Origin of the sequence: Paenibacillus sp. PvP094 (assembly GCF_040546835.1) — a bacterium.
Classification (GTDB): Bacteria; Bacillota; Bacilli; order Paenibacillales; family Paenibacillaceae; genus Paenibacillus; species Paenibacillus illinoisensis.
This window is the reverse complement of sequence record NZ_JBEPOM010000001.1, coordinates 2,967,378-2,979,113: the sequence shown is the minus strand read 5'-3', so window position 1 is coordinate 2,979,113 and position 11,736 is coordinate 2,967,378. Positions and strand designations below refer to the sequence as shown.

The following is an 11,736-nucleotide window of genomic DNA, read 5'->3' as shown; positions in this document are numbered from 1 at the left end:
GATACATCCAGTTTAAGACGTACATATGGAAGACTCCATTGCTTATATAAGGAAGACGATGGACTAAATCATGATGCAAATGAAGACAGGAATATGGTCGAAAACGTTTTATATTTTACGAAAGAAAAATTAATATATAAAAAGCAAAGCTATTTTACCTGCGACTATACGCCTTCAGGCTCTTCAGGCTGATCTTTAGATTGGGATCTGGCATGTTTGTACGCCGAAGGAGACTCTCCCACATACTTCTTGAATTTACCGTGAAAATAATCCACATTGGCATACCCGACTCTTGCGGCAACCTGATGTACCTTTAACCCTTCATCAAGCAGTTCTTTCGCTTTTTCCATACGAACCTTGTCCAGGAATGCGTTGAAATACTCTCCCGTGTGGTTCTTGAACAGCTTGCCCAGATAACTGCTGTTATAGTTGAACACCTCGGCAAGAACCTCCAGCTTGAGATTCTCTCCAGGATTACGCCGAATAAAATCGATCATTTGTTTTAGTGCCGTATCTTTACTGCCACCGCCCATACGTTGAATAAGACGGCTTAGATGGCCTTCTGCCATCGCCTTCAGATCAGATACCGTTAATTGATGATATACTTCGTTGATCAGGACAGAATGTTCCTGCATGATTGACTGCATATGCTGGTTCGAGGCAGCCAGTTTGTTGATAGCCATGGAGAATACCTGAGAGAACGCTGTTTTGATGGCCTGCTCTGTCCGGTGGTAAGGAACAATTCGCTCCTCGATCTCACCCAGCACCCGAATTACAGATTCCATGCTGCGTATGTCGAGCGCATAATACAGCTTGTCTGCCAGTTCCGATTCTTCAGGCTCAGCGCTTTCATCTTCGCCGATCGTGGAAGCAGCCGTTCCTTCAGCAGCAAGCTCTTCATTCCACAACATAATCCGTTGTTCGGTGAATAGAAAACGTTCTGCCAGCAGTCCGTTAGCCTGTTTATAGGATCTGACAATCTCGGAAGTGGTATTGGCCGGTTCGCCTGCTGCTCCGTACATCGTAATGTTCCATTCTCCGAGCAGCCGCTTCAGCTCATCATATAGATGCTCGGCAGATGAAGCCGATGTGATTGGATCCTTGCACAGCAAGGCAAGACCCGAATGATAAGAGAAGACGATTCCCCGATCCTTTTGATCAAAGGCCTCTGCCAGTTTGCGTTTAACTACACCTCCACGCTGCACATCAGGTGCGGTATGCATCTCTAACAGGACAACCTGATATTGGGGCCACTTCAATCCAAGGGCATCCTCTTCGATGGGACCAACGCCTTCCAGATTGTCAAATAGAAGCGCCTCGATCTGATGCTCCCGATATGCCGTATCTTCACCTGCATGACGTGCCAGTGCCTCCTGCTCACGTGTAAGCACTGCAGCAATACGCTGAAGCTCACCAATGATCTCCTCTTCATCCACAGGCTTGAGCAAGTACCCATCCACGCCGAAGCTGATTGCTTTCTTGGCATAATCAAAATCGGCATACCCACTCAGAATGAGAAAATGTGATCCAGGATGCTGTTTCCGCACCTCTTCGATTACGTCCAGTCCAGTCATGCCCGGCATACGGATATCGATAATGGTCAGATCCGGCTTAAGCTCATCAAATCGAGTAATCGCCTCCCGTCCACTGGCTGCGGTAGCAATCACCTCAAATCCATACTCGGCCCAATCTATGATCGTTGTCAGTCCCTCGCGTATGCTCGGTTCATCATCCACCAAAAATACTTTATACATGCTGTTCCCCTCCTGAAGGTAAGTCAAAAGCAATCTCTGTTCCTTCTCCGTACACACTCGTAATCTGTAATCCGTACGGTTCACCGTATGTCAGCGTTAGTCGTTGATGCACGTTGCGCAGCCCAATCCGGCTCTTCTCTTGCTCCTCCGGTCCACGGATAAATTGCATCACCTCTGCAAGACGCTCCGGTGTAATACCGGCCCCATCATCATTGACGCGAACCTGTACCACATCATTGACCAGACGAATATCTACATTGACATGGACCGTTCCCTCTTTATTCTCCAATCCATGCACAATGGCGTTCTCCACCAGAGGTTGAACAATCAAAGGCGGAATGTATATTTTCTCTGCTCCGGGATCGATATGAATCTGAAAGGCAAGCCGATCCCCGTAGCGGAATTTCTGTATCTCCAGGTAGGAGCTTACCATCTCGAGCTCAGCCTGGAAGGTCGTTTTGCCACTCCCGATTTCAAGGCTCTTGCGCATCAGTTTGCCGAGCAGTCTGACGATATTTGCAATCTCGGCCTCCCCTTTGATATGAGCTTTCATGCGAATGGACTCCAGGGCGTTAAACAAAAAGTGAGGATTAATCTGACTCGCCATCATTTTCAGTTTAATCTCTTTCTGTGCGATTTCCAATTGGTTGTTCTGCTCGGTCGTTTCAACGACCTGAGTCATTAGTTCGTTTATGCTTTTGACCATGTAATTGAATTGTCTCGATAATTGCCCAATTTCATCGTCCCCGTCGATTCTCGACGTCACATTCAGATCCCCAAGGGCCAGCTTGTTTAGATGCTTGCTAAGACGAAGCAGCCTGTTCGAAGTAAGGAATGAAATAATATATACAAGTAAGAGTGCAATGATTAAGACAAGGGAGATAAAGAGCATACCGATCAGACTGATCGTATTGGCATCCTTGACGATATCTTTGGTCTCGAAGACGGAGATCACCTTCAAGCTGTTCATACTCGACACAGGACGCAGTTCATCGATAACGATATTGGACGGCTCTCCCTGAAAATCAGCTTCCAGTGTTCCCTTGGCCTGATTCTGTAAATCGACGCCAAAATCCAGCTCGTCCAGCGTTTTGCCGACCAGATCTGTATTTTTGGCAGCCACAACATAACCCTGCTCATCCGCAATCAGCGTTTCAAAGGGTTCTTGTCGAAGCAACTCGTTGAGCTCATCCTGATTGATTTCAATCAGCAGTACTCCCTCGGTGCGATATTCAGGAAAAGGCACTTTGCGCACCAGGCTGAGTTTGTGAACCGGATTATCTTCCTTGTCCGGAATGTAGAACCATCCCGTGTTCGTCGATAACAGCGCTTTTTGATACCAGTAGCTTTCCTTCGTCTGCTCGTTCAACGGGATGAACTCCAGATTATTGATCAGGGTGGGGTTATCGGAATAAAAACGAATGCCTGCCACCTCACGGTATTGTCGCTTGTATTCCTGAAAATCCTTATAGGCCAAATAAGCAGAGGTCAATTCCATCACGCTGGTATAGCGTTTGTTCACAATCTCCTTCAGTTCGTTGTTGAACATCAGAATATCGGAAATATCCGTCGGCACACGCAGCAATGTGGCTGTCTGGCTCTTGATCTTGTCCACGTTGTTGATTGTCTGCCCGATCGCATTATCCAGTGCCTGCTGCCGGAAATATCCGGTCACGGCAAGACCAATGATCAGAACCGGAATCATCACGACAAGTACATAGGAAATCAGCAGTTTATGCTTCAATTTGAGATTGTTCGATACACGTATAAACCTTCTTAACATATCTGCACCTTCCATTGTCCATATAAGCGCTTACATATAAATGGCAAGATCCATTGGTTCCTGCATTTCCACTTATCATACCATACAAGCTGTATAAGCTCTTAAATTTCCAGGTTTGTGATCTCGGCAATTATTCCTTAGATTAGCATACATTCCTGCTCAATTGCAGTGACCAAATGATGTATTCGCCATACAAAAACAATAAAAAGGCCGCCATGGGTATGGCGGCCGGGCTTGCAGATATGCTGCATCGCAAACAGATGGCGATATAAACGCAAGACCCTTTTGCTGAAGCTATTGATCAATTAAGGACGGGGTGTCTCTACCCCATTCAGAATCAGTTTAGGATGAATATCCGCGCTTAATGAAGCCGATACAGCGCAGTATTTTTCTTCAGCCATCTGGATGGCTTTCCAGATACGATAATCCGGGATAACTCCGTCGACTTTGAAGATCAGATCAATGGATGTAAAACCTTTGGGCATTCCTTCACTGCGTGTACCCTGAGCTTCAATCTCAATTCCGGTGATTTTGTCCAGGAAGGCATCCAAAATCATCGTAATATCGATTCCCAATGCATCCTCCAAGACCTGCAAGCAACAGTTCCATCGGTGTAGCACCCTTGCTGTCACCACCATAAGCAGCCGTGGCATCCATGCCTATAGCATAGCCAGAGGGTCCTTCGGAAGTAAACGCGCGTTTGCCTTTCCATACGGTTGTTACATTCATGATGTTATCCTTCTTTCTTAGAATAGTTTACGTTCTGCAGATATCCGTTCCAGGTACGGCATTCTCAGAATTCAGTAATTTGCTGTAAAAATCTTCGTGTTCGTTCCTGTTCCGGATGTTCAAAAAATGCCTGTGGACTGGCTTCTTCCACGATCGAACCGTCTGCCATAAATACGATCTTATTGGCCACATTCCGGGCAAACTTCAATTCATGTGTGACCACCAGCATCGTCATGCCTTCCTGTGCCAGCTCCTTCATGACCGACAGAACCTCGCCTACAAGTTCGGGGTCAAGGGCTGAAGTCGGCTCATCGAACAGCATCACTTTCGGTTCCATGGCAAGCGCACGAGCAATCGCAACCCGCTGCTGTTGTCCACCTGACAGGCGGGATGGATAAGCATCCTGCTTGTCCGACAGTCCTACACGATCCAGCAGAATGCGGCCGCGTTCGGCCGCTTCGTCACGCTTGATTTTCTTCACTGTCACGAGGCCTTCCATCACATTTCCCAGTACCGTTTTGTGCGGATAAAGGTTGAATTGCTGAAACACCATGCCAGTCTGACGGCGGATCTCAAGCACCCGTGAGCGCTGAACTCGCAGCGGATCATTGCTGTCCACGATAATGCCGTTCACTTCGATCTTTCCGCCGGACAGTTCTTCTAGTCCATTTAGACAGCGAAGCAGCGTGCTTTTACCGGAACCACTTGGTCCTAGCAGGACTACGATATCTTTTTCATTCACGTGCAGATCAATATTCGTAAGTACTTCATGTTTTCCAAAATGTTTCTTCAGTCCAGTAGTTGTAATCATCGGTTCTCTCCCTCCATCAGTAAGCCCGGGCCAACCGGCGCTCCACTTGTTCCAGAATGGCCGAGAAGCCGATACTCATAATCCAGTACATAACACCAATCGCAAGATAAAACGGCATATTCAAAGCATATTGCGATACCAGCAGCTGTGCTGAGCGCAGAAGCTCTGTTACACCGATGGTTGCCACAAGTGATGTTTCCTTCAGCATACCAATAAAGGTATTCCCCATCGGTGGAATGGCAATGCGAACTGCCTGCGGGAATATGATCCGTTTCATCGTCTGAAAGGGGGTCATTCCCGTTGCATAAGCCGCTTCTGTCTGCCCCTTGGGCACAGCTTGTATGGCGCCTCGGAATGTCTCAGACAGGAACGCACCTGCATTCAAACTAAGTCCCAAACATGCTGCTGTGAGCGATCCCAGGGTTACACCATAATCGACCAATCCATAATAGATAACAAATAATTGCACCAACAGCGGGGTTCCCCGCATGATGGATACGTAGAATCGTGCGATCATCCGAAGCCATAGTGGGCCTTTCAGTCGGACAACAGCTACAAGCACACCGATCAAAAATGCAAAAAACATTGAAATTATGGTCACATAAAGCGTGTAATAAGCCCCCTTCAAAAAGAAGGGGATATTCTCAAATACCAGTTCCATGGATCAAACTTCCCTTCGCCTTGCCGGTCATTATTGCGCAGGCTCTTCACCAAACCATTTTTTGAAAATGGTATTGTACGTGCCATCATCCTTCATGCCTTGAAGAGCTTCGTTCAGCGCAGCAACAAGTTCCGGATTATTTTTCCGAACAGCAATACCGGCTTGGTCACTCTTGATCGGTTCACCTACAGCCTTAATCTTGAATCCGTTGGAATCAATAATGGGTTTAAGCGCGTAGAGGTTGTTGATTGTTGCATCAATGCGTCCTGCATCCAGATCTTTAAGCGATGTGATGACATCGTCATACGTCTTAATGGTGAAGTCTCCCACTTTCGGCAGCACTTCATTACGCAAATAAGTTTCATCATTTGTACCCAGACCTACACCAATCGTTTTCCCTTTGAAATCTTCGAGTTTGGTAATATCGTTATTATCGTCTTTCACAATGATTTTGACTTGGTTTGTGATATAGCCTTCACTGAAATCGAGCGCCTGTTTCCGTTCGTCGGTGATCGTCATCTGGCTGATAATGGCATCAATCTTTTTCGATTGCAGGCTTGGTGTCAGGCCAGAGAATTCCTGGGAGACAAATTCAACTTCAACCCCGAGGCGCTTAGCAACCTCACGTGCGATATCAGCATCAAAACCATCCATCTCCTTGTTATCATTCAGGAAGTTGTATGGACGGTATGTACCCATCATACCTACTTTCATGGTGCCCGCTGACTTGATCTGTTCCAGTTCATTACTTGATTGTGCTCCATTACTGCTGCCATTGTCGGTTGTTTTGCTTCCGCATGCACTGACAACCAGTACGACCATAAGCAGAATTGCCGTCAGCATCCAACCTTTGCGCATCTTTTTGCCGTTACTTGGTGTTCCGTTATTCATCATGTTAACTTCCTCTCATTCATGTGGTTAATAGTTGTATCCATTATTCCCTGCTTCTGTCTCAATCATGTAAAAACGCCCTCGGTACAGGCACATCATCACGTGCCCAGCAAACCGTAAAATTCAAAGCTGGATGCTTCCGCAGCGAGCGATTCAGCTGTCTTAGCCGATATGCCCTCATGCAGCTCCGCAGAGCCAAACAGCCAGCGGGAGATCATGCCTTCGATCATGCTCACCAGTAGAGCAGCCCGTACAGGCACATCCATCGAAGGTGGAAGCATGCCAAGTTCAATGGCACGTTCCATGTTATGGCGGAATGCTGACTCCACAGCACCGCGTGTCTCCTCAACCAGACGACGTACCGATTCTTCGGTCACGATACCTTTCAGCAGCAGCTCCATAAAGTAACGGTTATCTGCGGCAAAAGAGAACAAGCTGATAAACAATCGCTCTGACGCTTTAACCATATCCTCAACCGATCCTGCATCCTTGCGATAACCCTGACCGATAGCTTCAAGCAGTTTCTCTCTGCCTGTTAACACAATCTCTTCAGCGATGGCTTCCTTACTCTTGAAATGCCAATAAAACGTCCCTTGAGCTACACCAGCTTCACGAACAATATCCGATATCTTGGTCTGGTGATACCCATGAGTCGCAAATCGCTGCATCGCAATACGTATAATCTGATCCCGGCGTTCTTCTCCGGGTTCCTTATCATTTACTTTGGACATTTCAATACCCTCCCGATTGATCAGTCAGTCAGTTAACTATATCCTATGGGATAACTAGGTTTTTGTCAATATGGTTTTAAACAATCAATTCAATGCATAAGTTGAAGTTGGACACGTTTCTGATCATAATAGATGATAGCCTTGTTCTGCTGAACAAGCATTGTCAGTCAAGCAGAGCAGACCACCTTCTGCATCTGCATTTCAAGGAGGAAGAGCATTGGACATTTTATCATCCATTATTATGGGCATCATCGAAGGTTTGACTGAGTTTTTGCCCGTGTCCTCAACCGGACACATGATTCTGACCGCCCACTTGCTGGGATTATCGGAGGACAACGAGTCAGTCAAAACGTTTGAAGTGGTTGTTCAGCTCGGTGCTGTACTTGCTGTCGTTGTACTCTACTGGAACAAATTCATTGATATGTTCCGCTTCACCGGAGGCAAAAGGAGCTACTCCCAACGTCTGAACCTTGTACATATCTTTCTCGCGATGGTACCGGCTGTAGTCATTGGACTTGTTTTCCGCGACTGGATCAAGGCACATCTATTTGGGCCAGAGACCGTATTGTACAGTTTGGTCATCGGTGGGATCTTGATGATTGTAGCTGAGCGCTGGAGCCACCGCAGTCAGCGTATCACAACACATGATGTGGACGATATTACGTATACACAGGCATTTGTCGTGGGACTTTTTCAGATTTTGGCATTGTGGCCAGGTTTCTCGCGTTCCGGTTCAACGATCTCTGGTGGATTGTTCGCAGGGGTAAGCCGCGTTGCTGCTGCTGAATTTACCTTCCTGGTGTCCGTTCCTATCATGATTGGAGCCACAGGATACGACCTCTACAAAAGCATCGATCACCTGAACGGTAGCGACTTCCCTATCTTTGCGATTGGATTCATCGCTGCATTTATCGTAGCCATGCTTGCTATTAAGACATTCTTGTCCATTTTGAAAAAGCTCAGCCTGACTGTCTTTGCGATCTATCGCTTTGTGCTGGCAGCCGTATTCTTTTTCATTTTGATGATGTAGTTACAGTAAAAAATAATTTTAAAAAGGCGACACGCGTTCCTACCGGAACCGGTGTCGCCTTTTTCATATCCTTAAACTTTGGATTCCAGCGTCTCCAGGTATTCGGAGATTTGTGTAGGCGTTTTTGCCCATTTACTGTGCAGGTGGGCAATCTTCTTGCCGTTCTTGAACACGAGCAAACTTGGAATGCCGCGTACCGCATTTTCTTCAGCGAGCGGTTGGAATTCCTCCGCATCCATTGCATAGAAGGTTTTGTCCGAGTGCTGATCGATGACTGCACCAATAAAACGGTCGAGGTTTTTGCAGTCCGGGCACCAGTTTGTATCGAATTTGATGACGGTCAGCCCGTCTGAATTAATGGTATCACGGTATTGTTGTTCACTTTGAATTCTTTCCATATGTCTTCTCTCCCTTGTACAATTCTTAATGGTTGACCTCTATTGTACCTCTAATAGTTACAATTGCAATAGGCTGACTGGATATTCAACGGTGCTGCTTGTACTGATTGGCCGGATAATGCTCCCTTATTTCTTGAATTTCCGCATCCGTAAGGGGTGCAGATGCCGAAGCCTCAATATTGTGGAGCAGCTGTGTTCGGGAGCTTGCTCCCGGGACGACGGCAGCTACCGCCGGATGGGACAAGGCGTATCGAATGGCAGTTTGCGCCATGCTCCGTTCGTCAGTAACGAGGCGGCTCAAGCCTTCACGAATGGCAAGCAGCTGATCCGGCGTATAATCCAGATAACCCTTCTCTACCTTGGAAGCACCGGAATCCGCGAGTACTCCGCTGGCAACAGGTCCGCGGGCAATGACGCTAATCCCTTTTTGTTCAAGCAAAGGCAGTACTTCCTCTTCTGCACGGCGATCCACGACGCTATATTGATTCATAACACTGGCAATGGATGATCTTCTTACATACTCCCGAATGACATTAGGGCGTATGGACGATATGCCATAATACCGAATCAGCCCTTCCTGCTTCAGCTCCTCGAAGGCTTCAATCGTTTCTTCAATCGGATCATCCAATGTACCGCCATGCAGCTGATACAGGTCAATGTAATCTGTTTGGAGTCGTCTGAGGCTGTCATGGACAGCTTGCTTGATATACGCCTTGGACGGATCCCATGACCAGCCCTCTTTCCCTGGCAATCGGCGGTTGCCCACCTTCGTTGCCAAGATTACCTGCTCACGGCGTCCCTGAATTGCTTTTCCCACAATTTCCTCATTACGTCCTGCATCATACAGGTCAGCTGTATCGAGCAGATTGACGCCGCGGTCCAGTGCCTCATGAATCAGATTTACAGCGGGCTCCACTTCGGTTCCGAGTGACATGCAGCCCAGTCCAATTTCACCGACGTACAGTTCAGATGAGCCAAGTCGATTTTTCTTCATGCGTACATCCCCTTTCATACGTTCTGCAAGTATCCATTGTATCATTCTTCCTAGCAAAAATCGCATCCGAAGGTGCGATGGGATTAAACAAAGAAAAGCCCGGAACCTGAAGGGCTCCGGGCCTCGCTAGTGTATTCACATCGGTGAGTCTAATTGATGTCTACTCGCTGTACTTTTTTGCTTCCATTTGAAGAATTGGAGCCTTTCATCATGCCGGAAACCGTTGAGAACAGTTTATCTCTGGCCTGCTTGTTCCTCATCAGATAGGTTACGCCTGCACCAATAGCCGTCATTATAATTCCGCTTTTTTTAGACATGTGTTTCTCCTCCTTAAGGGATTGATGTACATCGTGTCTTGCTTGAAATTTACCCTATGTGAGGAAAACGAAACGGCTATGTCACGCCAGTCATATCTCCTGGAGACGATACAGAAAAGCTCCTGAGTCAGCAGCCAAATTGACATCATAAAAAAAAATGACCCCTAAACAATAGGAGTCACCTTGATTAGCTCTTTGACTTGAGATCAATCCGACGGCGGTGCTACATGGGTCATCTCTTCATGTTTGTACGTCGAACCATCTGCAGTCAGGTAGAAGTGTCCGATGGGATGCAAATTCTCATCCAGCTCGTAAACAAGGGGGATGCCGGTAGGAATGTTGAGAGCCATGACATCAGCTTCCGACATCTCATCCAAATGCATCACCAGTGAACGAAGAGTATTCCCGTGCGCAGAGATCAGTACCCTTTTTCCGGCTGACACCATGGGTTTGATCTCGCTGTTCCAGTACTCCAGCACCCGCTTGGACGTATCCATCAAGTTCTCGGTACGGGGGATGGTACAACCCAGACGCTTGTACTTGTCCACATCCTGCACATAACGATCATCCGTCTCATCCAGCGGCGGCGGAGATACGTTAACAGAACGTCTCCACTCCATAACCTGGTCTTCTCCGTATTTGACTGCAGTCTGCTGTTTATTCAAACCCTGCAGAGCACCGTAATGACGTTCATTAAGCTTCCATGTCTTCGTGATCGGAATCCACATCCGGTCCATCTCATCAAGCGCAATGTCCAGCGTTCGAATGGAACGTTTAAGTACCGAAGCATAAGCATAGTCAAAATCAAAACCCTGTTCCTTTAAGATTTTGCCAGCTTTGCGGGCTTCACCATATCCGTCCTTGGTCAGGTCTACATCAGTCCAGCCTGTAAATCGGTTCTCTACATTCCACATACTCTGTCCATGACGAATTAATACCACTCTGTACATTGCCGTACCTCCTTCCTCGAAATCATTACCCGCATGTGCAGCGAGATATGCCTCAGAAAATGAACTACATTAATAGTATGGAGCCATCATCAGGTAAACGACTACCCCTGTGGAACTAACATACAGCCAGATCGGCATCGTCCAGCGTGCAATTTTGCGGTGTTTCTTCAATTGGTTTGTCCAGCCCCAGACGAGAGTGAACAAAGCCAGCGGCACAATAATGGCTGCAAGAACACTGTGAGTAATCAGAATAAAGAAATAGATGGAGCGAACAATGCCTTCCCCGCCGTATTTGGACGTTTCCGGAGAGAGATAGTGGAACGACAAATACGTGACAAGAAACAGCAATGTTGTTGTGAACGCAGCAAGAATAAATCGTTTATGGAGCTTCACGTTCTTTTTGATGATAGCAATCAGCGCGGCAAGCAGGAAAATGAAAGTGAAACTGTTAAATACGGCGTTGAACCGCGGCAGCACCGTGATATCAAAGGCCACATCCCCCTTGTATCCGATCGAAGGTGCGAAGAACAACAATAAAATAATGACATTGGCAAGAATGGAAATGGTAATAATGATACCTGCAAAATTTTTATTACTTGTCGGGGTGGCCGGATTGGATTGAATATTCGAATCCCCTTTGTTATGTTTGCCCAAAGCAAAATCCTCCTCATATGCTAACTTCTATGT

At 46.9% G+C, this 11,736-nt stretch carries 12 protein-coding genes and 1 pseudogene; 1 reads left to right on the top strand and 12 read right to left on the bottom strand.

Features of this window, described 5'->3' with window-relative positions; genetic code table 11:
* Positions 1-164: 164 nt before the first annotated feature.
* From ABIC22_RS13730 to ABIC22_RS13700, 7 genes and pseudogenes are all read right to left on the bottom strand, one after another.
* The gene (locus tag ABIC22_RS13730; RefSeq protein ID WP_354481458.1) at positions 165-1,754 is read right to left on the bottom strand and encodes a response regulator; all 1,590 of its coding nucleotides are present in this window, start codon (positions 1,752-1,754) and stop codon (positions 165-167) included.
* On the bottom strand, positions 1,747-3,537 hold the full coding sequence (locus ABIC22_RS13725) for a sensor histidine kinase (RefSeq protein ID WP_354481455.1): 1,791 nt from the start codon (positions 3,535-3,537) through the stop codon (positions 1,747-1,749). The genes ABIC22_RS13730 and ABIC22_RS13725 overlap by 8 nt, the downstream gene beginning before the upstream one ends.
* A 305-nt stretch (positions 3,538-3,842) precedes the next feature.
* Positions 3,843-4,266, bottom strand: a pseudogene (locus tag ABIC22_RS13720) (OsmC family protein).
* Positions 4,267-4,330: 64 nt separating this feature from the next.
* On the bottom strand, positions 4,331-5,077 hold the full coding sequence (locus ABIC22_RS13715; protein ID WP_354481453.1) for an amino acid ABC transporter ATP-binding protein: 747 nt from the start codon (positions 5,075-5,077) through the stop codon (positions 4,331-4,333).
* A 16-nt stretch (positions 5,078-5,093) separates the two neighbouring features.
* Complete coding sequence (locus tag ABIC22_RS13710) at positions 5,094-5,738, bottom strand: amino acid ABC transporter permease (protein ID WP_154896689.1); 645 nt, start codon at positions 5,736-5,738, stop codon at positions 5,094-5,096.
* Positions 5,739-5,768: 30 nt separating this feature from the next.
* Positions 5,769-6,632, bottom strand: coding sequence for a substrate-binding periplasmic protein (locus ABIC22_RS13705; protein WP_483312545.1), 864 nt, complete (start codon positions 6,630-6,632; stop codon positions 5,769-5,771).
* Between the two features lie 95 nt (positions 6,633-6,727).
* Entirely contained in the window at positions 6,728-7,360 is a 633-nt protein-coding gene (locus ABIC22_RS13700) for a TetR/AcrR family transcriptional regulator (protein WP_127539797.1), read from the bottom strand.
* Positions 7,361-7,601: 241 nt separating this feature from the next.
* On the opposite strand from ABIC22_RS13700, the gene ABIC22_RS13695 reads away from it, so the two are divergent.
* Positions 7,602-8,390: an undecaprenyl-diphosphate phosphatase gene (locus ABIC22_RS13695; protein ID WP_246058548.1), complete on the top strand. Its 789-nt coding sequence runs from the start codon at positions 7,602-7,604 to the stop codon at positions 8,388-8,390.
* Between the two features lie 71 nt (positions 8,391-8,461).
* Here ABIC22_RS13695 and ABIC22_RS13690 read toward each other — a convergent pair whose 3' ends face one another.
* The 5 genes from ABIC22_RS13690 to ABIC22_RS13670 all read right to left on the bottom strand — a co-directional run bounded on the left by ABIC22_RS13690 (position 8,462) and on the right by ABIC22_RS13670 (position 11,703).
* Positions 8,462-8,788 (bottom strand): thioredoxin family protein, encoded by a 327-nt coding sequence (locus tag ABIC22_RS13690; RefSeq protein WP_354481449.1) that lies wholly within the window; start codon positions 8,786-8,788, stop codon positions 8,462-8,464.
* Between the two features lie 85 nt (positions 8,789-8,873).
* Positions 8,874-9,782, bottom strand: a complete 909-nt coding sequence (locus ABIC22_RS13685; RefSeq protein WP_127539791.1) for an aldo/keto reductase — start codon at positions 9,780-9,782, stop codon at positions 8,874-8,876.
* A 149-nt stretch (positions 9,783-9,931) separates the two neighbouring features.
* Entirely contained in the window at positions 9,932-10,099 is a 168-nt protein-coding gene (locus ABIC22_RS13680) for a hypothetical protein (protein ID WP_153980001.1), read from the bottom strand.
* Positions 10,100-10,305: 206 nt separating this feature from the next.
* Positions 10,306-11,049 (bottom strand): 2,3-diphosphoglycerate-dependent phosphoglycerate mutase, encoded by a 744-nt coding sequence (gene gpmA / locus ABIC22_RS13675; protein WP_154896686.1) that lies wholly within the window; start codon positions 11,047-11,049, stop codon positions 10,306-10,308.
* Positions 11,050-11,118: 69 nt separating this feature from the next.
* Positions 11,119-11,703, bottom strand: a complete 585-nt coding sequence (locus tag ABIC22_RS13670) for a DUF420 domain-containing protein (RefSeq protein ID WP_127539787.1) — start codon at positions 11,701-11,703, stop codon at positions 11,119-11,121.
* Positions 11,704-11,736: the final 33 nt, after the last annotated feature.